The 21,996-nt window shown below is 60.7% G+C and carries 21 protein-coding genes and 1 tRNA gene; 11 read left to right on the top strand and 11 right to left on the bottom strand.

Annotated features, from left to right (window positions below):
* Positions 1–355 precede the first annotated feature (355 nt).
* The 4 genes from ACZ1HH_RS09790 to ACZ1HH_RS09805 are packed head-to-tail and all read left to right on the top strand — an operon-like array spanning position 356 to position 4,269.
* Positions 356–1,780 carry a circularly permuted type 2 ATP-grasp protein gene (locus ACZ1HH_RS09790; protein ID WP_044026845.1) on the top strand — a complete coding sequence of 475 codons (1,425 nt, stop codon included), beginning with the start codon at positions 356–358 and terminating at the stop codon, positions 1,778–1,780.
* A 4-nt stretch (positions 1,781–1,784) separates the two neighbouring features.
* The gene (locus ACZ1HH_RS09795) at positions 1,785–2,726 is read left to right on the top strand and encodes an alpha-E domain-containing protein (protein WP_472636529.1); all 942 of its coding nucleotides are present in this window, start codon (positions 1,785–1,787) and stop codon (positions 2,724–2,726) included.
* Positions 2,727–2,729: 3 nt separating this feature from the next.
* Positions 2,730–3,527, top strand: coding sequence for a transglutaminase family protein (locus tag ACZ1HH_RS09800; protein WP_416368850.1), 798 nt, complete (start codon positions 2,730–2,732; stop codon positions 3,525–3,527).
* A 7-nt stretch (positions 3,528–3,534) separates the two neighbouring features.
* Entirely contained in the window at positions 3,535–4,269 is a 735-nt protein-coding gene (locus ACZ1HH_RS09805) for a proteasome-type protease (protein WP_472636530.1), read from the top strand.
* Between the two features lie 160 nt (positions 4,270–4,429).
* Here the strand turns inward: ACZ1HH_RS09805 and ACZ1HH_RS09810 are convergent, their stop codons facing one another.
* Positions 4,430–5,461 carry an RluA family pseudouridine synthase gene (locus tag ACZ1HH_RS09810; protein ID WP_472636531.1) on the bottom strand — a complete coding sequence of 344 codons (1,032 nt, stop codon included), beginning with the start codon at positions 5,459–5,461 and terminating at the stop codon, positions 4,430–4,432.
* Here ACZ1HH_RS09810 and ACZ1HH_RS09815 point away from each other — a divergent pair.
* Positions 5,460–5,768 (top strand): DUF6476 family protein, encoded by a 309-nt coding sequence (locus ACZ1HH_RS09815; protein WP_472636532.1) that lies wholly within the window; start codon positions 5,460–5,462, stop codon positions 5,766–5,768. The two genes, ACZ1HH_RS09810 and ACZ1HH_RS09815, sit on opposite strands and share 2 nt — an antisense overlap.
* A 120-nt stretch (positions 5,769–5,888) precedes the next feature.
* Here the strand turns inward: ACZ1HH_RS09815 and ACZ1HH_RS09820 are convergent.
* Positions 5,889–5,965 (bottom strand) — tRNA-His (locus ACZ1HH_RS09820).
* Between the two features lie 327 nt (positions 5,966–6,292).
* Here ACZ1HH_RS09820 and ACZ1HH_RS09825 point away from each other — a divergent pair.
* Together ACZ1HH_RS09825 and ACZ1HH_RS09830 are read left to right on the top strand one after the other, a co-directional pair.
* Positions 6,293–6,481 (top strand): DUF6324 family protein, encoded by a 189-nt coding sequence (locus ACZ1HH_RS09825; RefSeq protein WP_044027235.1) that lies wholly within the window; start codon positions 6,293–6,295, stop codon positions 6,479–6,481.
* 254 nt (positions 6,482–6,735) lie between these two features.
* On the top strand, positions 6,736–7,848 hold the full coding sequence (locus ACZ1HH_RS09830; RefSeq protein WP_487320261.1) for a chemotaxis protein CheA: 1,113 nt from the start codon (positions 6,736–6,738) through the stop codon (positions 7,846–7,848).
* Positions 7,849–7,930: 82 nt separating this feature from the next.
* On the opposite strand, the gene ACZ1HH_RS09835 is transcribed toward ACZ1HH_RS09830, so the two are convergent.
* Positions 7,931–8,428, bottom strand: coding sequence for an MmcB family DNA repair protein (locus ACZ1HH_RS09835; protein ID WP_472637321.1), 498 nt, complete (start codon positions 8,426–8,428; stop codon positions 7,931–7,933).
* 455 nt (positions 8,429–8,883) lie between these two features.
* Entirely contained in the window at positions 8,884–9,204 is a 321-nt protein-coding gene (locus ACZ1HH_RS09840) for a hypothetical protein (RefSeq protein ID WP_011539447.1), read from the bottom strand.
* Positions 9,205–9,397: 193 nt separating this feature from the next.
* Between ACZ1HH_RS09840 and ACZ1HH_RS09845 the strand changes: the two genes are divergently transcribed.
* A complete protein-coding gene (locus tag ACZ1HH_RS09845) occupies positions 9,398–10,948 on the top strand; it encodes an adenylate/guanylate cyclase domain-containing protein (RefSeq protein ID WP_011539448.1) in 1,551 nt (516 codons plus the stop codon).
* A 114-nt stretch (positions 10,949–11,062) separates the two neighbouring features.
* Here the strand turns inward: ACZ1HH_RS09845 and ACZ1HH_RS09850 are convergent, their stop codons facing one another.
* From ACZ1HH_RS09850 to ACZ1HH_RS09880, 7 genes are all read right to left on the bottom strand, one after another.
* Positions 11,063–12,712 carry a BCCT family transporter gene (locus ACZ1HH_RS09850; RefSeq protein ID WP_011539449.1) on the bottom strand — a complete coding sequence of 550 codons (1,650 nt, stop codon included), beginning with the start codon at positions 12,710–12,712 and terminating at the stop codon, positions 11,063–11,065.
* 41 nt (positions 12,713–12,753) lie between these two features.
* On the bottom strand, positions 12,754–13,170 hold the full coding sequence (locus ACZ1HH_RS09855) for a universal stress protein (protein ID WP_011539450.1): 417 nt from the start codon (positions 13,168–13,170) through the stop codon (positions 12,754–12,756).
* A 253-nt stretch (positions 13,171–13,423) separates the two neighbouring features.
* Positions 13,424–13,906, bottom strand: coding sequence for a transcription antitermination factor NusB (gene nusB, locus ACZ1HH_RS09860; RefSeq protein WP_011539451.1), 483 nt, complete (start codon positions 13,904–13,906; stop codon positions 13,424–13,426).
* 23 nt (positions 13,907–13,929) lie between these two features.
* A complete protein-coding gene (locus ACZ1HH_RS09865; protein WP_011539452.1) occupies positions 13,930–14,454 on the bottom strand; it encodes a 6,7-dimethyl-8-ribityllumazine synthase in 525 nt (174 codons plus the stop codon).
* A 14-nt stretch (positions 14,455–14,468) separates the two neighbouring features.
* Complete coding sequence (gene ribB / locus ACZ1HH_RS09870) at positions 14,469–15,593, bottom strand: 3,4-dihydroxy-2-butanone-4-phosphate synthase (protein ID WP_472636536.1); 1,125 nt, start codon at positions 15,591–15,593, stop codon at positions 14,469–14,471.
* Between the two features lie 293 nt (positions 15,594–15,886).
* Complete coding sequence (locus ACZ1HH_RS09875; protein WP_011539454.1) at positions 15,887–16,489, bottom strand: hypothetical protein; 603 nt, start codon at positions 16,487–16,489, stop codon at positions 15,887–15,889.
* Positions 16,489–17,094 carry a riboflavin synthase gene (locus ACZ1HH_RS09880; protein WP_472636538.1) on the bottom strand — a complete coding sequence of 202 codons (606 nt, stop codon included), beginning with the start codon at positions 17,092–17,094 and terminating at the stop codon, positions 16,489–16,491. The genes ACZ1HH_RS09875 and ACZ1HH_RS09880 overlap by 1 nt, the downstream gene beginning before the upstream one ends.
* 263 nt (positions 17,095–17,357) lie before the next feature.
* Here ACZ1HH_RS09880 and ACZ1HH_RS09885 point away from each other — a divergent pair, with 263 nt between their 5' ends.
* The 3 genes from ACZ1HH_RS09885 to ACZ1HH_RS09895 all read left to right on the top strand — a co-directional run bounded on the left by ACZ1HH_RS09885 (position 17,358) and on the right by ACZ1HH_RS09895 (position 21,941).
* Positions 17,358–18,662 (top strand): capsule polysaccharide biogenesis protein, encoded by a 1,305-nt coding sequence (locus tag ACZ1HH_RS09885; protein WP_472636539.1) that lies wholly within the window; start codon positions 17,358–17,360, stop codon positions 18,660–18,662.
* 105 nt (positions 18,663–18,767) lie between these two features.
* Positions 18,768–19,895 carry a polysaccharide biosynthesis/export family protein gene (locus tag ACZ1HH_RS09890; protein ID WP_011539457.1) on the top strand — a complete coding sequence of 376 codons (1,128 nt, stop codon included), beginning with the start codon at positions 18,768–18,770 and terminating at the stop codon, positions 19,893–19,895.
* A gap of 6 nt (positions 19,896–19,901) precedes the next feature.
* Positions 19,902–21,941, top strand: coding sequence for a capsule polysaccharide biogenesis protein (locus ACZ1HH_RS09895; protein WP_011539458.1), 2,040 nt, complete (start codon positions 19,902–19,904; stop codon positions 21,939–21,941).
* Positions 21,942–21,996: the final 55 nt, after the last annotated feature.

Genomic DNA, 21,996 nt, shown 5'->3' on the forward strand with positions numbered 1-21,996 from the left:
CGCCCGGTTTTGAGCCGGGCGCTCACTTTCTCAACTCAGCTCAGATACGTCGCCGCAACCATGTCCCGCGCCTCTCAGGAGGATCGTGACGTAGCGTAAATCGACCTGCCCCCGGTGGCCGCACCGCAGCGCGAAACGCGGACATCCCTCCCCGCGCGCAGTGCATTGCAAAGGCCCGGAATAGCACGGGTAAATCCTCTCGACGCCGCGCCGTGCAGGAGGTGCCTAAAATCTAGTCAGTTTCTCGATTTCCCCGCCGATCACGGCGTTGCAGCCGTGTTATGATACGCATGCCCTTTAAAAATTACCTTTTTCTTATATGCTTTTGGTTGAGAACTTCGATCTGAGAGCAACCATGGAACAACCAACAAGCTTTGATGAGATGTGGGGAACAAGTGGGTCTCTTAGGGAGCCCTATCGTGAATTTCACGATTGGTTTGGCAGTGAGGATCCGGCCCGCCTGCGCAAGAAACAGCGGGACGCGGACAAGCTGTTTCGGCTGACCGGGATCACCTTTAACGTCTACGGAAAGGCCGAGGCCGAAGAGCGCCTCATCCCTTTTGACATCATCCCCCGCATCATTTCAGGCAGCGAATGGGCGCGCCTGTCGCGCGGGATTGAGCAGCGCGTGCGCGCGATCAATGCCTTCCTCTATGACATTTACCATAAACAGGAAATCGTGAAGGCGGGGCGGATCCCCAAAGAGATGATCAGCCGCAATGATGCCTTCCTGCCCCATATGATCGGGGTGGAGCCGCCGGGTGGGGTCTACACGCATATTGTCGGCATCGATCTGGTGCGCACCGGCCCGGGCGAGTTTTACGTGCTGGAAGACAACGCCCGCACCCCCTCTGGCGTGAGCTACATGCTTGAAAACCGTGAAACCATGCTGCAGATGTTCCCGGAGCTTTTCAGTCAGAACCGGGTGCAGCCGGTGTCAAATTACCCGACCGATCTGCGCCGGTCTCTAGCGGCAAGCGCACCGCAGAGTTGCACCGGCAAACCCGTGGTCGCCGTGCTGACCCCGGGCATCTACAACTCCGCCTATTTCGAACATGCGTTTCTGGCCGACAAAATGGGCGTCGAGCTTGTCGAGGGGCAGGATCTCAGGGTGATCGACGGGCGCGTCGCCATGCGCACGACCCGAGGCTACAAACCCATCGATGTGCTTTATCGCCGGGTGGATGACGAATTTCTCGACCCGCTGAACTTCAATCCCGAGAGCGCGCTGGGCGTGCCGGGGATCATGGATGTCTACCGCGCAGGCAACATCACGATCGCCAATGCGCCCGGCACCGGCATCGCCGATGACAAGGCGATCTACAGCTACATGCCGGAGATCGTCGAATTCTACACTGGCGAGCGCCCCCTGCTGCAGAATGTGCAGACCTGGCGCTGCTCGGAGCCTGATGCGCTGGCCTATGTGCTCGACAATCTCGAGGATCTGGTGGTCAAGGAAGTGCATGGATCCGGCGGCTATGGGATGCTGATCGGGCCGACTGCCAGCAAGAAGGATCTTGCCGCCTTCCGTCGCAAGCTCAAGGCGCGGCCGGGCAACTATATCGCGCAACCGACCTTGGCGCTCTCGACCGTGCCGATCTTTTCGCGCGCGGGGCTGAGCCCGCGGCATGTCGATCTCAGACCCTTTGTTCTGTGCAGCCCCAACAAGGTGCATATCACCCCCGGTGGTCTCACCCGGGTTGCGCTCAAGAAAGGGTCGCTCGTGGTCAACTCCTCGCAGGGAGGTGGCACGAAGGATACATGGGTGCTGGAGGACTGACGCAATGCTGGGAAAAACCGCAAATGGTCTGTTCTGGATGTCGCGATACCTTGAACGGGCAGAAAACACCGCACGCCTGATCGAAACAGGTCAGCGCATCGCGCTCACACGGCTCGGCAGCGCCGAGGATGAGTGGGTTTCCATCCTGCAATCGGCCGGGTCACTGGGCGGCTTTCGAGAGGCCTATGACACCCATGGCCAGGATGCGGCAGTGGACTGGATGCTGCGTGGCAAGGACAACCCCTCCTCCATCATGTCGTCGATTGCGGCCGCCCGCCAGAATGCGCGGCTGGTGCGTGCGGCGATCACGGGAGAGGTCTGGGAAGCGATCAATGCCACTTACATGACCGCAAGCGACCTGCTCGCGCGCAAAGTGAGCGCACGCGACCTGCCGGATGTTCTGGCGTCGATCCGCCAGCACACCGCACTGATGCGCGGCATGGTCCATGGCACGATGCTGCGCAATGACATCTACGATTTTCTGCGCATCGGCACCTTTCTTGAGCGGGCCGACAACACGGCACGCATCCTCGATGTGAAATATTACGTGCTGCTGCCCTCCGTGAGCGCCGTCGGCAGTTCCATCGACAATGTGCAATGGGAGAGCATCCTGCGCTCGGTCTCTGCGCGCGGTGGCTTTCGCATGGAATACGGCGCCGATGGCGGACCGCAGGAAATCGCGCATTTCCTGATTTTCGACAAGCGCATGCCACGCAGCCTTGCGTTTTGCGTCAGCAAAATCAAAGACAACCTGCGCTATCTCAATGCGGGACAGCCGACCCCCTCGCCATCCCAAGAGCTCGTGACCCATCTGGAGAACACCTACCTGTCTCATGGGATCGAAGAGGTCTTTGACTACGGCCTGCACGAATTCATCGAGAAGATGCTCGAACTCCTCCTGGAACTCGCACATCAAATCCAACTCGACTATCGCTTCTATGAGTAAGCCATGCGCCTGACCATTCATCACACAACCCGCTATCGCTTTGACGAACCGGTCTCCTTTGGCCTGCAACAGCTTCGCAAAACGCCAAAAACCAACACCAACCAACAGGTTGTGGAATGGCAAACCCGTATTATCGGGGGCCAGAAGGAGGTTTCCTTTGACGACCACCACCACAATGTGACGGAACTTATCAGCTTTGAGCCCGGCGTGACGGAGCTGGAGCTGGTCTCAGAGGGCGTGGTCGAGCTGACCGACACTCACGGCGTGGTGGGGCGTCACCGAGGCCCTTCGCCCCTGTGGCTCTATACCCGTCCCACCGCGCTGACAGAGGCACGCGCCGGGGTGCGAGAATTGATCCGCGATCTCGACGACAGCAACCCTGTCGACATGCTGCACCAGCTGTCCGCCCGCATTCGCGAGGCCATCACCTATCAGATCGGCGTCTCGGAGCTTGGCTGGAGCGCGGAAGACGCGATCCAGTCAGCGCATGGCGTCTGTCAGGATCATGCCCATGTCTTTATCGCCTGCGCGCGCAAGCTTGGCCTGCCGGCACGCTATGTCTCGGGTTACCTCATGCTCGACGATCGCACCACTCAGGATGCCATGCACGCCTGGGCGGAGGCTCATGTCGAGGGGCTCGGATGGGTCGGCTTTGACGTCTCCAACGGCATCTCGCCCGATGCGCGCTACGTGCGTGTTGCAACAGGGCTGGACTATTCTGATGCGGCCCCTGTATCTGGAACGCGAATTGGAGGCGCGGGCGAAGCGCTCGACGTTCAGATCGAAGTGGCGCAACAGTGAGGCCTAGATGACATATTGTGTGGGAATGATGCTCGATGCCGGGCTGGTTTTCATGTCCGACACCCGCACAAATGCAGGGCTAGACAATATCTCAACTTTCAAAAAGATGACCTCTTGGGAGACCCCCGGCGAGCGGGCCATCACCCTGCTGTCCTCGGGCAATCTTGCCACCACGCAGGCCGTTGTGAGCCTTCTGGAGGAACGCCCCCACGCGCACGGCGAACGCGACCCGTCGATCCTTGGCGTGCCCTCGATGTTCCAGGCCGCTCGGTTGGTGGCGGATACGCTGCGCGAGGTGATCGCACAGCATGATGCTGCGGGACAACAGGCCGACAGCGCCTTTGGGGCCACGTTGATACTGGGTGGTCAGATCAAAGGCGGGCCGCCGCGCCTCTTCATGATCTACCCCGAGGGCAATTTTATCGAAGCCAGCTCGGATACGCCTTTCTTTCAGATTGGCGAAACAAAATACGGCCGCCCGATTCTGGTCCGGGCGTATGATCCGAAAATGTCCTTTGAGGCTGCGATCAAGCTGCTCCTCGTGAGCTTTGACTCCACCGTCAAAGCCAACCTGTCGGTGGGAGCACCGTTTGATTTTCACTTCTATCGCAAGGACTCGCTCCAGCTCGACACCACGGGGCGTATCGATGCGGACAATCCCTATCTGCAGCTGATCTCTCAAGGCTGGGGCGATGCGTTGAAAAACGCGCTCGAGAGCCTGCCAGACTTCGCGCTCGAGTGATCTGCCCGCCTGCACCCCTATTGGTGTGGGCCAAGGATCCGCATACATGCGGCAGAAACGCTGGTCACACAGAAACGCAGGCACATCAAGCCAGCTTGCATGGATGCGTTCTGATGGACCGTGCAGGCCCGGAGCCCCTGTTGCAGGCCGGGCCCAAGATCTAGGCCGGAATCCGAAGCGCCGCGATGAGGGCCTGCATGTCCTCGGGCAGCGGCGCCTCAAACCGCATCATTTCTCCGCTCACCGGATGCTCGAACCCCAGAACGGCCGCGTGCAATGCCTGTCTTTGAAAGCTGTTGATTGCCGCAAGCCCGGCCGCGCTCAGCGCCTTGGGAGAGATCTTGCGCTTGCCGCCATAGGTGGGATCCCCCAAGAGCCCATGGCCCGCATGCGCCATATGCACCCGGATCTGATGCGTGCGTCCGGTTTCAAGCCAGCACTCGACCAAAGAAGCAGCCGCGGGCGCACCAAAGGCCTCGATGATCCGGGCGCGAGTGACCGCGTGGCGCCCGCCCTCAAACAACACCGCCTGACGCTGGCGGTCGGTTTTATGGCGTGCAAGCTGCGTGGTGATCTTGAGGATGTTGCCCGGCTCGAAGCTGGCACCGCGCACCCCGCGCAGACGGGGATCATTGCCATCCGGCACCCCATAGCAGACCGCCTGATAATAGCGTTCCACCGTGTGACGTTCGAACTGCGCCGCCAGACCCTGATGCGCGGCATCCGACTTTGCCACCACCAAGAGCCCCGAGGTCTCCTTGTCGATCCGATGCACGATGCCGGGACGTTTGACGCCCCCCACCCCGGACAGATCCGCGCCGCAGTGATGCAGAAGCGCATTGACCAGCGTGCCGGAAGGGCTACCCGGAGCGGGATGCACCACCATGCCAGCGGGTTTGTTGATGACGATGAGGTCGGCGTCCTCGTGGATCACATCAAGCGGAATGTCCTCGGGGCCGATATGACTGTCCTCGGCCTCTTCGACGGTGATGACGATCAGTGCGCCCTCGGCAACGCGGGACTTGGCATCATTGGCGCGGGCGCCATCCACCGAGACACCTCCGCTTTCGATCAGACGCGCCAGACGGGTGCGCGACAGGTTCGCTTCCTCTGGCACATCGCGCGCAATCGCTTTATCAAGCCGCTTGGGCGGGTTGTCCGCGATCACAAATTCAATGCGGCGGCTGGCCATGACACATCCTTCCGAACCTGAAGACATTACCGAACCGACGCAGCTGCGTTTCCTGCGCCGTCTCGTGACCACGTTGACCGTGATCATGGTGGGCGGGGTTCTAGTGGTTATTGCGTTGCTTGTCATCCGTTTGTCGGATGATACCCGCGCACCGCAAGTGCCGGCAGATATTTCCTTGCCCGAGGGCGTCACCGCGCGTGCCGTGACCTTTGGCACCGGCTGGCTGGCGGTGGTAACGACAGAAGATCAGATCCTGATCCTCGACAGTGAAACCGGCGCTCTGCGCCAGCGAATTCAGATCGACTAGGCCTCGCCCGAGCGACAAAACCCGACAGCTTTGCCGCCAGCGCGGCAAAGCATTGATCCCGCACCAATCGGCAAGATGCCTGCATGTCGCAAGCGAAGGTTTTTAGCAATCTGGGGAGGGTGGTACCACCTCCTGGTCTCGAACCAGGGACCTCTTGATCCACAATCAAGCGCTCTAACCAACTGAGCTAAGGCGGCACTGAGGGCGATTTACATCACAGAAAATCGGAGTGCAAGAGCCCATGTCACAAGTTTTTTGCACTTTTTTGCGCGGCGGCAAATTCTTGTGGATTTCTCCAAGCACCACTTGGCGGTCACGCAGGCACTACTCCGATGGAGCCCGGAGGATCCCTGTTCTGCGCTGCAAAACACCTGCGCCAGCGGGATGGTGATTCCCTTGTTTTGGGCCGTGTCGCGCTCTGGATTTACGCTGCAGCGCTCTGATGCACCGATGAGGCGGACATCTTGCATTTTAGAGGGTTGCAGGCTAGCACGTTGGCTCACCGCGACCCGAAGGAGCTCGACATGGGGATCAACACCGAACGTGACATTGAGGCGAACATGCAGATCGGCCCTACTGATGTCGGGATGGTCCGCATCTTTATCGAAGCCGATGGGCTAGAGATCCCGATGGACTTCGATCCCGAAGAAGCCGAGGAAATCGCTGACGAAATCCGCGCAGCCGCGCAGGCCGCCCGCGCCGTCAGCTCCTGATCCCTCGCACACAGCCGACGAGATCGCCGGGCCTTGCGCCCGGCTTTTTTGTGTCACGGTAACCGCCTTCTTGCCGCGCCCATCTCACTCTTGCCCATAAAGTTACCGCAAGCACCGGCGCGATCACGCGCGCGGCCAAGCTATGCTGCAAAATCAATAGGATTTTAGGGGCTCCGTTTACGGAGGTTAGGACCGTGTTAACCTATCCCTCCAAATGATTAACGGACGTCAAGTGTTTGCTTGGAGCGTAAGTGATGTACCATTTTACAACCCCGCCGTTGGGACCAGTCGTGATCTTACCGAGCGCCATCGCCACCGCGAATGGCCCCCAAGCTGCCGCCGTCTCCATTTCTGACAGTGAGAGCCTGACCACAAATCAGTTGCACAATCAGCTGTCCGAGGCCCGTCGCGCTCGTGACAAGATGATCGAGCAAGTCAGTCGGCCACCGGAGCCCGGCTGGAAATCCGCGATGCATCAGATCTCGGATACCGTCGACCACATGGAGAAAGTCCTCGATCTCCTGCGCTCTCATGTTTCCGCCTTGCCTGCGTCCCCGGCGACAGGGTCAGATCCGCTTGCGGTCTACCCATCCGGCGTCGCAATGCAGCAGTCTGGCAGGACGCCAGACACTCCACCGTCGGTGGCAGAAGCCCCGGCGGCCCCAACCGCTGTGTCCGATCCGGCAGCCCCCCCCGCGGCTGGCCCTCAGGACCCCAATGCAAGCGCTCAGGCGCTGGCCTCCTCGCAGCCACGGGTGATCTACGTGATGAATGACGGCGTTGTCATCATCGGCCTCCCCCAAACCGAAGCGGACGCCACCACCGGGACCGCTGAGGCGGCCTCCCCCGCCTCGCGCGACAACAGCACTGATGCGGCAGGACGTGCCGATCCTCTGCAGCCCCCGCAATCAGGAGCACCCATGACCGCCAATACCGTGATCAGCCTGCCCCTCACCGAAGACCAGAAACGTGCCAGCGCTGATCTGATCGCGCTGGCTAAAAAGGCCTACGCCTATCAGGCTCAGCCTCGGGATGCACAAGCGGCAGAGCTGATTTCTGACGAGAATGTGGGCCTCACCGGTGCACTGTCCGAGTCGCCTGAACTCAGCGCCCCTGACCGGCCGGAGCGGGCTCCGGTGCCGCGCATCCTGACGGCGGAGCTGGCGCAACCCGATGCCGGGTCGCAGCGCCCTGCGGCCAATGATGATCCGCTGATTGCCGCCGCAGCACCGTATGCCCGCGACCCGCAGCGCGAGGCGGCACAGGCCCAGGAACAGCAGCAGATCCTCGCGCTACAGCTGGATGGCCATCACGACATCATCTATATTGTGCCTCCGGCGCAGGCGGCGATTGATCTGACGGCTTGATCCCGCGCGCATTCTAGAGGCCTGGGCGCCGGTGCGGTCTGGCCGAGATATACCCGCCAGACGCAGCGCAGCGAGTCTCGCCTCAGCTGTCGCCGTGCACCTCTGACACCGCAAAGGCAAAGGCCTCATGTCCGGGGCGTGGATCACGCAGCCGTTGCAGGCGACGGGCCGCATCCATGGCGAACTTCTGTGTCATTTTCTTGCGGCGCGCTGGTGCCACTTTCTGCTCAGGCCCCATGCGTACCACCTCTGCGTCATAGGCATCCGCAAGGATCAAACCGGTGCCTTCGGGCAGAAGCTCGGTGGGAAACTCCACATCCACCGCCCAGAAATACCGGTCGCACCACTCAAGGTAGCCCTGCCATTTGCCATCGCTTTGAAAATCGGCGCGGCTGGATTTGCATTCGATGACCCAGAGCTCCCCCTTGGGACCCAAGGCCATCACATCGACCCGCAAACCGCGCTGCGGAACAAATTCTTCAAGCGCCGCAAACCCCATGGATCGGAGGTAGCGACTGACGCCACGGGCAAGACGCTGCCCCGGCTGCATGAGCGCCAAAGTCGCCGCATCCGCATCCATATCGCCTGTTCCGACCTCTCCCTGATCCGCCTCGTCGGCTGGGCGCCCCTCCGCCTCAGACCGATCTGGGGCTTGGGTGTCGAAACCTTCGGTGATTTTGTGTTGCTCTGCCATGATCCAAAAGTGAACAATTGGTGAACAAAAATCAAGCACAACATCTGCGCCCGCCCCCTTGTGCACAAGCGCGCTGCGCACTACCTATGGCGCAGGCGGGTTCTCCCCTTCTCGTGACAGGCAGCATTCCAGTGGCCTTAAGCAATTCCGAGGGAGCTGGCTCTGTCCGGATCCTGGTCCGTTTACCTGGCGCCCACCTGTACATACAGGTCCTCGGGAATCAACGCCGCACGGTTGACTGGTGGTTCCCGCCGCTTCTCCCCCCAAGATACTCAAAAGCCGCGCAAACTGGGCGCGGCCTTTTGGTGTCGGGTGATGACGACGCCAGACAGTGCTGGCTATCAGCGAAGGGTCCGGCGCTGCGGCTTGGAGGCTTTGGCCGGGATCGGCACGGGCTGCATCTCGGGGCCAACCCATGTGCCGCCGCGCGGAGTATCATCGCGCTCCGCCATCGCCATGATCTTAAAGCCAAACTGCACACCTCCAAAAACCACTGCGTTGGAAATCCACAGCGCCAGAACGGCGATCACGCCCGAATCCGAGCCAAAGACCAGCGCGCCGAGATTGGCAATGTTGAACCACAGCAGGATCGCAACAAAGAGAGCGGCCAGCACCAGCCCCCAAAGGGCGCTTTTGATGTAGAGCTTGATCAGTTCAGGCATGGCATCCTCCTCAGGTGTGTCACACCATCAAGGTAGAATGCCTCAGCATCTCTTTCCAGAACGCATAAGATAGTGCGACGATTTTGCACGTATGCTGCGTATAATCTGAACTATTGCGCAGGCATCTGCTTGCCAAAGTAGGAGCAAACCCGTGAACGCAGAGCTCGGGGACAGGCACAGGGACGCGACAGATATGAAGATCACCCGCCGCATCGGCCGCTTTCTGGTCAACCAGCCGCATCTGATCAACTGGGGCATCGGCGCCGCGATTGTTGCCCTGCCCGTGGTGGTCTGGATGGACCTGATGGCGATCACCGATCAATCGCTGCGCCGCCAGGGGCAGGCTCTGGACGCGGTCTTGGACACCGTGCGCAGCTATTATGCCCGCAATGTGATTGGCCGCTTGAATCCGGACGGGTCGACCTTTGCCACCCACGACTATCACGACCGTGACGGGGCCATCCCGATCCCCGCGACCATGGCGATCGAGCTCGGCGATCAGATCGGCACCCATGGGCTGAACGTGCAGTACCGATTTGCCTCGGACTATCCCTTTCATGGCCGCGAGACGACAGAGCTGACCTGGGCGGAGGATCACGCGCTGAGCCGGTTTCGCGAGGGGGTGGACGATCACTACCTGTTCTACCGGGGCGAAGAATCCGGGCTGCTGACACATGCAGTAACAATGATCACTCCTGTGGTGATGGAAGAGGCCTGCGTTGCCTGCCACAACAACCACTCCGACAGCCCCAAAACCGATTGGGCGGTTGGCGACATTCGCGGCGTGCAGTCCTACAGCATTGTGCAGCCGGTGGCGGTGAGCCTGTTCTCCTTTAGCCACCTGCTGGCCTATATGGTGGTCGCTGGCGGCTTTGGTGCGTTTTTTGCACTGCATCAGCTGCGACTGGCGCAGCGATTTCGCAAGATAAGCGAGGAGCTGTCCTCCAACAATGAATTCCTCGCCGGGATCTCGATGAAGATTTCGCGCTACCTGTCGCCGCAGGTATATCGGTCGATCTTCTCCGGCGAAAAGGACGCCTCGATCTCCACCGAACGCAAAAAACTGACGGTGTTCTTTTCCGACATCAAGGATTTCACCCAGACGGCAGAGACCTTGCAGCCGGAGGAGCTGACGGCGCTTCTGAACGAGTATTTCACCGAGATGTCCGCCATCGCGGCCAAACATGGGGCGACCATCGACAAGTTCATCGGCGATGCCATCGTGGCCTTCTTTGGTGATCCTGAAACGCTGGGCACTGCTGAGGACGCGCGGGCTTGCGTGCGGATGGCGCTGGAGATGCAGGAGCGTTTGAGAGAGCTGGAAAAAGAATGGCGCGCGCGTGGCATCGACAGGCCTTTCCGGGCGCGCATCGGTATCAACACGGGCTATTGCAACGTCGGCAACTTCGGTTCGGAAGAACGGATGGATTACACCATCATCGGCGCGGAGGCCAATCTGGCCGCCCGCCTGGAGGCGGCAGCGGAACCGGGAGGCATCGTGATGAGCCATGAGACTTATGCCCATGTGCGCGACTTCGTGGCTGCCACCCCCATGCCGCCGATGCAGTTCAAGGGCATCACGCGCGACGTGCATCCCTATGCCATCGCGCCGGGGCAATCGGGCAACCTGCCACCCACCGAGACCAGCATGGACGGCAAAAGCCTAACCGTGCATTTGGAGCGGCTCGACGACACCACGCGCGCGCAGCTGGAGGCGATCCTCGGCAAGCCGCTGAAAGGCTGACCGATCCGCCCTGTCCAGACTGACCCTATCCGCAAACCCAAATGCAAAACGGCGCCCCCGCATGGGAGGCGCCGTTTCTGTTTTCCGTGATCTGAGGGCCTCAGCGGCCCTCACTTAGGTCGCTTTTCGCTCGCTCATCAGGCCGCGCAGGATTGCATAGCACATCACCAACAGCACAACCGTGAACGGCAGGCCCGTAGAGATCACCATGGACTGCAACGATTGCAGGCCGCCGGCGCTCAGGAGGAGAACGATCGCAACCGCACCTTCAAAGACGCACCAGAAGGCCCGCTGCGGTACCGGCGCATCTACCTTGCCGCCAGCGGTGATGGTGTCGATCACCAGCGACCCCGAGTCCGAGGAGGTCACAAAGAACACGATCACCAGCACGATGCCGACCAGCGAGGTGATCCCGGCAAGCGGCATCACATCCAGCATCTTGAAGAGCTTCAGCTCCAGCGCCGCATCCTGCGCTACGGTGTAGCCATCAGAAAGAACCTGATGGATCGCAGTGCCGCCGAATACGCTCATCCACAGGACGCAGACCATCGACGGGATCAACAGCACGCAGATGATGAATTCACGCACGGTCCGGCCACGGCTGACGCGGGCGATGAACATGCCCACGAACGGCGACCAGGAAATCCACCACGCCCAGTAGAACGACGTCCAGCCCTGCATGAAGTTGACATCCTCACGTCCGACCGGGTTCGAGAGCGCCGGGAGATACTGGAAATAGGCCATCAGCGAGTCCCAGAACAGCGACAGCAGGAACACGGTCGGCCCCACCAGCAGCACAAAGACCAGCAGCACAAAGGCCAGCCCCATATTGATCTCCGACAGGATCTTCACACCGCCATCAAGCCCGCGCAGCACCGAAACCAGTGCGATTGCGGTGATGGCCGAGATCAGGATGACCTCAGTAGTGGACCCGATCGAGATGCCAAACAGCTCATTGAGGCCCGCATTGGCTTGCGTTGCGCCAAATCCGAGCGAAGTTGCCAGGCCAAAGAGGGTCGCAAAGACGGCAAGGATGTCGATCACATGGCCAACCCAACCCCAGACGGCATCGCCAAAAATCGGATAGAAAGCAGACCGGATCGTGAGCGGCAGGCCCTTGTTGTAGCTGAACAAGGCCAGCGCAAGCGCCACAACGGCATAGATCGCCCAAGGGTGAAGCCCCCAGTGAAAGATCGTCGCCGCCATCCCGAGGCGCACGGCCTCGGCTTCATTACCACCTGCGGCCCCAAGTGGTGCCCAGTCGGTACGCACGCCGCCCTCGGATGCGGTGCCCCCGATGGAAGAGGCAAAATGGCTCAGAGGTTCGGAAACCCCATAGAACATCAAACCGATGCCCATACCGGCTGCAAACAGCATCGCAAACCAGCCAATGTAGCTATAGTCGGGTTCTGCCTCCGTGCCGCCGAGCCTCACATTGCCAAAGGGCGTCACGATCAGGAACAGGCAGAAGATCACAAAGATATTTGCGGCACCGAGGAAGAACCAGTCAAAGCCCTTGGTCACTGCGCTAAAGAGCCAGGAGAACACGTTGCCGGCCTGCTCGGGCAGTGCGAGCGTGTAGAACACGAAGGCCACAACCGCGATCCCGGAGATGGCAAACACCGGGTTGTGGATGTCAAAGCCAAAGGGGCCAACGGATCCCTCGACGTTGTCCTGCCCGATTTCATAATCCGTATCAATGATATGTGCTGCGCCGTCCGGGCTTGGGATGCCGTCGGGCGTTTCCGTCGTTTGGTCGGTCATAACTACCGCCTTTCGTTTCGGAGTTTCAGTTCTGTTATTCGTTAATCACGCACCAAGAGCACCGATGCGGCACTATGGGCGGCAACATGCGCCCCGTGACCGGCCCAGATGTAGTCTGAAATATTCGGCACATGGGTCGCCATCACCACCAGATCTGCCTTGAGATCCGAAATCGCGCGTTCCAGCGCCTTGTTGAGATCAACGGCGGGATCATGGCTCATAATGGCATGGGCGCTGGCGGTGATCCCGTGTTGTGCGGCCTGGCTTTGGGCAAACTGCTCCAGCTTGGAGGCATATTCCTCCGGGCTGCGCGCCACCGCCCCCGGATTGGCCGAGGCCACCCCCACATAGCACACGTCGGCGGAATGCGTTTTTGCCATAGCAGCCGCCACATCCAAGGCTCTCTGCAAGGCGGCTTCATGTGCCAGATCCACTGGCACGACTATTTTTTGAAACATGTCCCCTCCTGTTTCTTGCGGCCCCGATGGGGCCTATTCGTTTCCGGGTAGGACAGCGGCTGCACATTTCACAGGCAGGTCTGTCCAGTACTCTTAAGCTGACACCTTTTCACGGTTGACGCAAATTTTCCGGGAAAACCCGAAGATTGCGTCAGATGAGGCCTATGAACTGGTCCCAGATCTTCAGGTTTCAACAAAAAAAGGCGCAGGACTTATCGTCATACGCCTCTTTACTGCTGTTTTGCGCTCTATCTCAGAAGGCTTCGGGCTTTGCCTCACGTGCCATGTGATCCAGCACTGCATTGACAAAGCTCGCCTCGCGCCCTTCCGGGAAGAAGGCGCGCGCAATATCAACGTATTCATTGATCACCACTTTGACCGGCGTGTCGCTCTCGACAAATTCCGCTCCGGCAGCGCGAAACAACGCCCGCAGGGTTGGGTCGATCCGCGCGATCGGCCATTTCGCCACAAGGGCACGGTCGGTCATCTGGTCGATCTTGGCCTGATGGTTCACCGCATCATTTACCAGCTGGCGAAACAGCTTGGTATCGCCCTCGGCATATTCGTCACCCTCATAGGTCGCGCCAAAGCGATGGTCTTCGAATTCCACGATCACCTTGTTGGTGCTCTGATCGCTCTGCTCCATCTGAAACAGCGCCTGCACCGCATAAAGACGCGCGGCAGAGCGCGCCTGCGTCTTGTTCTTTCCCGGTTTCGGGGCGTCTTTGGAGGTCATGAGCGAGGGATCCGTTGTTGAAATCAGGCGAGCCGGTACGAGTCGGAGGCAGGTTTAAACCCAACTCCCTTGGTCTGGGCGCCCCACTTACGCGCGAGCGCGATCAGATGCAAGGCCGCAGCTGCCGCGCCGCCACCCTTGTTTTGATCCTCGGGGTCCGCGCGCACTTCGGCCTGTTTGCGGTTTTCTACCGTCAGAATACCGTTGCCGATGCAAAGCCCCTGCAGCCCAAGCAGTTGGATCGCGCGCGAACTGTCGTTGCAGACCGTATCGTAATGGGTGGTTTCGCCCCGGATCACACAGCCCAGCGCAACATAGCCGTCAAAGTTCGAGGCCCGATCCGAGATCCCGATCGCAGTGGGGATTTCCAGCGCACCCGGGACCTCAACAACCTCATAGGTTCCGCCGACGGCTTCGATTTCGGCCACGGCACCGGCAACCATATTATCAGCGATGTCCTTGTAATAAGGCGAAACCACGATGAGCAGCTTTACCGGCTTGTCAAACTCAGGGCGCGGCAGGATGTAGTGGCTTTCTTGTCCGGCCATGGCGGAGGACTCCTTTAGCTGTCTCGGGACAGGATGGGACGGGTGCCGACAATCGACAGCCCATAGGCATCCAGCCCAACATATTTGGTTTGCGGCGAGTCGGTGAGCAGGATCAGTTCCTCAACGCCGAGTTTATTCAGAATTTGCGCCCCGAGACCGGTCTGTTTGATGGTGCGCACCCCTTCCTCGTCGGAGGCATAGAGCGCGTTGCGCGGCTGGCGGAACAGACAGACGATCCCGCGCCCCTCGTCGGCGATCAATTCCATCGCGCGCGGCAGCTCCCCAGCGGGCTTGGGACCAAGCCCCAACAAGTCGGACGCCTCATGCAGCGCATGAGTGCGCGTCAGCACCGGCTCTGGCGTGGTGATGTCGCCCTTGATCAGGACAACATGCTCCACATCATGGGTCTGATCGGTGAAGATCCGCATCTCCCAGTCGCCCCCATATTCCGAGGTAACGGTAGAGCGGGCGGTCTCACCCACGAGGTTGTCGTTCTTGGCGCGGTAGGCAATGAGATCCGAGATGGTGCCGATTTTCATATCGTGGGTTTTTGCAAATTCCACCAGATCCGGCAGTCGCGCCATGGTGCCATCGTCTTTCATGATCTCGCAGATCACGGCCGATGGGTGACAGCCCGCGATGCGCGAAATATCGACAGAGGCCTCGGTGTGCCCGGCGCGGACCAGCACACCACCACGTTTTGCGCGCAGCGGGAAAACATGGCCCGGCGTTGCAATCGCCGCCATGGTATTTTGCTCATTGATCGCCGTGGCCACGGTCAGCGCACGATCCGCCGCGGAAATCCCGGTATCGACCCCCTCTCGCGCCTCGATCGACACAGTAAAGGCCGTCTCGTGGCGCGAGGAATTGTTCACCGCCATCATCGGCAGGCCCAAACGATCAATGCGCTCGGCCGTCATTGGCAGGCAGATGAGTCCACGCCCATAGGTGGCCATGAAGTTGATCGCATCCGCGTCGGCAAACTCCGCCGGGATGATCAGATCACCTTCGTTTTCGCGGTCCTCATGATCGACAAGAATATACATCTTGCCCGCGCGCGCGGCGTCGATGATCTCTTCAATCGGACTGATGGCGTCGCGCAACTCAGACTCGACTGGACCGGGCGTCTCATAGCTCATATGCAACAGGCCTTTCGCTCATGGGGCCGCACGGTCAAGAAACCCTTGCCCGCGCCGCTGTCGTCCCTGCCGGGATAGACCACGCGCTGCGCAAATACCAGCCCCGCAAACGGCATATGCCCTCTCGCGAGCGGCACGTACGAAGGGGCTTTGCCCCTCTTGGCCTTCGGCCAATTCACCCCAGGATACTTTACGTTGGAAGAAACAGGGCATCCCATGCCGTCTTCTAACTCCAAATATCCCGGAGCGCGAGGCAGAGCCTCGCATGACCAATGACCCGAGGACGCGACCGATCAGGGCCTCCGGGCAGAGGCGCCAAAATACTCTGCAGCGCTCAGATAGGCGGCGGCCCGACCAGCGGCGGCCCATTCGTTTTCCAACGGGGCATCACCGATAACCAGCACCGACGCCCCTGACAGTCCGCGCTGACGCATCACGCCTTGGAGCTTTGCGCGCATCTCTGTCCAGCCCTCGGTAAAGACGGGGGCGGTGTCGGCGGCATCAATCTCGGGGTTGACCCGAGCCACCTCTGACGGGCGCAGCGGCGGGTAGGTCAGGGCCAAGCGCTCCGCCCGTTTAAGATGCGCCAAGCGCGCGCGCTCCACTTCCGGCAAGCGGGGGTCTTTCAACAGACGCAGCGCATTGGAGGAAAACAATAGCCCCAACACATCCTGCCCCGAAGTCTGGCGCACCTTTGCGTAGGTCTTGTAATCCATGCCCAACTCCGCCGCTCGCTTCAGCCGCATCTGCAGCACCAGCTTTGGGAGTGTGTTGGGCATCAGTTTCTTTTGCGCCGAGCGCCAGGCATGGGTGCGCCAGAGCGCGCCGGGCTCCAGACTGGGGCCGCCGTTGTGGCCAAGCCCCGGCACCGATCCAAGCGTCGGACGCCCCCCCATCAGAGGCTCTCTTGCAGCCGCGCGACATAGCGGGCCAGCGTGTCGATTTCGAGGTTGATGAGATCCCCCACCGCCACATCACCCCATGTGGTGACCTCCTTGGTGTGCGGGATGAAATTGATCCCAAAGTTACAGCCCTCCACCTCGTTTACCGTCAACGAGGTGCCATTGAGGGCAACCGAGCCTTTGGGGGCAATGAAACGCGCAAGCTCCTTGGGGGCGCGCAGGGTGACCCGGGTGCTGTCGCCTTCATCGCGCATGGCCACCACCTCGGCCACGCCATCCACATGGCCCGACACGATATGGCCGCCAAGCTCGTCACCGACTTTGAGTGCGCGTTCGAGATTGACGCGCTTGCCAACGAACCAGCCCTTGTGGGTGCCGCGGGCATCGATGTTGGTTTTCGACGTGGTTTCTGCCGAAATCTGCACATCGTACCAATCTGGCCCCAGAGCCACCACGGTCAGGCATACGCCGTCCGAGGCAATCGAGGCCCCCATGTCGATGCTGCTGGTGTCATAGGCGGTCTGGATACGCGCGCGCAGATCGCCAGCTTGTTCCAGCTCGGTGATGGTTCCCACATCGGTAATGATCCCGGTGAACATGGGTGAACTCCTTGATAGTGCCGTGCCCGCGCGGTGCGGGTGCTTCTCGACCAGAGCTAGCCCCTGCCCGCCTTGGGCTCAAGGGGCGTGCTGCGGCGCATAAGGTAATTGGTCACACTTTTGCTCTAGTTTTAGTCTAACCATCTTTACCACGATATGACTTTCGGCAGATAAAACGAACATTCCGACACGCGACCGAGCGGGCCTCAGGAAGAGAGAAAAACCCTCCGCCCCCGCCGGTGAGAGCACTGGATCGAGCACCAATGCCAATGAGATCGAAAAATGGATCAGCTGACGCCCGCAGCTTCCTGTTTCTGCAGGGGCCTCATGGGCCGTTTTTTGCAGCTCTGGGGCGCATGTTGCGCGCAGCGGGCTGCAGTGTGCACCGGGTTGGGTTCAACACGGGCGACCGCGTCTTCTGGCCGGACCGGCAGAGCTATATCGCCTATCGCGATACACCAGAGGCCTGGCCGGAAAGGTTTGGCGCGCTCCTGGATCAGCGCGCGATCACCGACATCGTGCTCTATGGTGACACCCGCCCGATCCACGCGGATGCAATCGCGATCGCAAAGGCACGCGGTATCACAGTCCATACTTTCGAAGAAGGCTATCTGCGCCCCTACTGGGTCACCTATGAGCGCGACGGCACCAATGGCAACTCGCGCCTGATGCAGATGCCGGTCCCTGAGATGGAGCAAGCGCTGGCAAACAGCGACCTCGAAATGCCAATGCCTCCGGCGCATTGGGGCGACACACGACAACATGTGATTTACGGCGCGCTTTATCATTGGTTCGTCATGTTTCTGAACCGGGGCTATCGCAACTTCCGCCCCCATCGCGCCCTGCCGGTCACAAAGGAGTTCCAGCTCTATCTCAACCGGCTGCTGATGATGCCCTTGCATGCCTTGCACCGCCGTCTGGCCACGATGCGCATTCAGCGCGGCGGATTTCCCTATCATCTGGCGCTCTTGCAGCTGGAACATGACAGCGCGTTTCAAGCCCATTCGCCTTTTTCGACCATCACCGAATTCCTCGAGGTGGTTGTGGCCGGCTTTGCCGAGGGCGCGCCGCGCCACCACCACCTTGTCTTCAAGGCGCACCCGCTTGAGGATGGCCGAGCCCCGATCCGACGGGCGTTGAAACGTCTGGCCGCGGAACATGGCGTCGAGGGGCGCGTACACTATGTGCGCGGCGGCAAGCTCGCCGCGCTTTTGAATGAGGCGCGCACCGCCGTCACCGTGAACTCCACGGCAGGCCAACAGGTCTTGTGGCGGGGCTTGCCGCTCAAGGTCTTTGGCCGCGCGGTTTATGACAAACCGGAATTCTCCTCGACCCAAAGCCTGCCGGAGTTTTTTACCGCTCCCGCCCGCCCCGATGGGCGCGCCTACAAGCAATATCGCCGCTATCTGTTGGAAACCTCTCAGTTTCCTGGCGGGTTTTATTCGCGCTCCGGGCGGCGCCAGCTGTTGCGGCAAGTGGTGGATATGATGCTTGCTGCCGACGATCCCTATGACGCGCTCCTGCGCGGCACAGCAGCGCCACGGCAACACTTGCGTGTCGTGAGCTGACCCCAGATGCAAGCGCGACTGGATTTTTGCGTGACAGTCCGCTAATTTGGGCGCAAAACTTGAGGCAAAATAAACATAGGTCGAGGAGACCGAGCAGTGAAACCCATGACTTTACGGTGGGCGCGCCCCGTGGCCTTGCTGGCTGCGGTTGCCCTCGCAGCATCATGCGGGCTGCCCAAGGTGGGCCCGAACAAACGTGAGATCTTTGCAGGGTCGGTACAAAAACAGGGCGATGCCTTTGTGGTCTCGGTCAACGACCGCGTTGCCCGGGCAACAGCCGTGGTACCCGCACTTGGATTTTCCGACGCCTTCACCAAAGCATCGGTTCTTACCTCCGACATCATTCGCCCCGGCGATATCCTTGGCCTGACGATCTGGGAAAACGTCGACGACGGGCTGCTTGCCAGCGCCGGCGCCAATGCCACCCTTCTCGAAGAAGTGCAGGTTGATGGTGCGGGCTTCATCTTTGTGCCCTACGCAGGCCGCGTGCGCGCCTCGGGCAACACACCAGAGCAGTTGCGCGAAGCCATCACCAAGAAGCTCGAAGACCAGACGCCCGACCCGCAGGTTCAGGTGCGCCGCCTTGCCGGCGATGGCGCTACAGTCAGCCTCACCGGAGCGGTGGGCGCGCAGGGGGTCTATCCAATCGAACGTCCGACGCGCACTCTGGCCACCATGCTGGCGCAGGCTGGCGGCGTGGCGATCGAACCCGAGATTGCGCAGGTCTCTGTGACCCGCCAAGGGCAGACTGGCACGATCTGGTTCGAGGACCTCTACGACCACCCCCAGATGGACATCGCGCTGCGCAATGGCGACAAGATCCTTGTGGAAGGCGATACGCGCTCCTTTACAGCGCTGGGAGCGACCGCGGCGCAGGCCCGTGTACCTTTCGAGAGCCAGAACCTTTCGGCGCTTGAAGCCCTTGCACAGGTCGGCGGCCTGATCGCCACGGCATCCGATCCCACCGGTGTCTTTGTCTTCCGCAATGAACCTGAAGCGATCTCAAATCAGGTGCTTGGGCGGGACGATCTGATCGGCGCGCAGCGCATGATCTACGTGCTGAACCTCACTCAGCCCAACGGTCTCTTCATTGCCCGCGACTTCGTGATCCGCGATGGCGACACCATCTATGTGACCGAAGCACCCTATGCCCAATGGACCAAGACGCTGTCTCTTCTGACCAGCCCGCTGTCCACGGCTGCAAGTGTCGAGACCCTGTTCGGCGGCAGTTAAGCAGCAATGATGCAAGGGCCTTTGCCGCATCTGGACGAGACCAGAACCGGGAGCAAACGCTCCCGGTTGTTTGTGTATAACGGAGGGTTTCTGACCCAGTCCCGTGTCCGGCGCATTCTTGATCTAGCGGGCTATGACATCCGTCTGGGCCTGCCCAAAGAGGGCGATCTGGTCGGTATCTGGGGCAACAGCCCCACCGCCCATCGCGGCCGCAAGATTGCCCAAGAACATAACGCGCCCTTGGTGCGCATTGAGGATGCGTTCCTGCGATCGGTGCATCCGGGCCGCGATGGCGAGCCCCCGATGGGATTGCTGATTGACCGCGCTGGCGTGCATTTTGACCCGGCCCTTCCAAGCGACCTCATCACGCTCCTGAAAGAACACCCGCTCGATGACAGCGCCTTGATGAAGCGCGCGCGCGACGCCATGGCAAGGCTTCAGGACGCGCATCTGAGCAAATACAACGCCTTCCATCCCGATGTTCCCCCACCAGAACCCGGCTACGTGCTGGTGGTGGATCAATTGCGCGACGATGCGTCCGTCAAGGCCTCGATCCCCTTCCCCGGCGCGGACCGGGGACGCTTTCAGGAAATGCTGGCCTTTGCGCGCGAAGAAAACCCCGGCGCGCGCGTATTGATCAAGACCCATCCGGAAACCACCAAGGGCCACCGTGCCGGCTATTTCGACGCGCGTGACACCAACGATCAGGTGGAACTCTTTGATGCGCCAGTCTCGCCACATCTGCTGCTCGAGGGCGCTGTGGGCGTCTATACCGTGTCGTCGCAACTCGGGTTCGAGGCCATCCTTTCCGGGCACAGGCCGCGTATCTTTGGCCAGCCTTTCTATGCCGGATGGGGCCTGACGCAGGATGAGTTCCCCCCCGCGGGGCGTCATCGTCGCCTGACCCGCGCACAGCTTTTTGCGGCGGCCATGATCCTCTTTCCCACCTGGTATGATCCCCATCACGACCGGCTGTGCGAGCTGGAGGACGTGATCGACTCTCTGGAGGCGCAGGTCCGGGCCTGGCGCGAAGACCGCGCTGGCTGGGCTGCCTCAGAGATGCGTCTGTGGAAGCGCGCGCCCTTGCAGCAGTTCTTCGGGCGCCACAAGCGCATGAGTTTCACCGAAAAAACCGCAACCGCCAAAAAGAGCGGCAAGAACTGGATGGTCTGGGCCAGCAAGGCGACCAAGGATCACGCCGGGGCGCATCATCTGGAGGATGGGTTCTTGCGCTCGCGGGGGCTCGGGGCTGAACTGGTGCCGCCCTTGTCATTGGTGCTGGATCGTCAGGGCATTTATTATGACCCGACCCGTCACAGTGATCTGGATGACCTGATCCGCGAACGCGTCACGCTGAGCCCGCAGCAGGAACGCCGGATCGAGGCGCTGGTGATGCGGCTCATCAAACATGAGGTGACAAAATACAATCTCGATGGCGCACTGCCCGATTTGCCCAAAGGGCATCGGGTTCTGGTGCCCGGCCAGGTCGAGGATGATGCCTCCCTGCGGCTCGGAGCGGGTAAGATCAACACCAATATGAAGCTGTTGCAGGCCGTGCGGGCGGCGCGCCCCAATGCGGTGGTGATTTACAAACCGCACCCGGATGTGGAGGCAGGCCTGCGCAAGGGCCGCATCAGCCACGCCGAGGCCTGGGCGGATGTGGTGGCAGAGCATGCCAACCCGGCGGCGCTGATCGACAGTGTCGATGAGGTCTGGACCATGACGTCGCTCCTGGGATTTGAGGCCTTGTTGCGGCGGGTGCCGGTGACTTGTGTGGGGCTGCCGTTTTATGCTGGATGGGGGCTGACGCGGGATCGGCTTCAGGCGCCCCATTGGCGCGATGCGCGCCCTGGTATCCTTGGGCTCGCCCATGCGGCGCTCATCGACTATCCGCGCTATTTTGATCCGGTCTCAAAGCTGCCCTGCGCGCCCGAGGTTGCTGTCGATCGGCTGATTGCCGGAGAGCTGCCTGCGCGCAGCCCCCTGAACAGCAGCCTCTCGAAATTGCAGGGGCTCTTTGCCTCATTTGCTCCGCTCTGGCGCTGAGGGGAAAGCGAGGCGCTGCCTCGCGCTCCGGGATATTTGAGTTAGAAGAAAGCCT

Source organism: Epibacterium sp. HA2-3 (genome assembly GCF_055693725.2).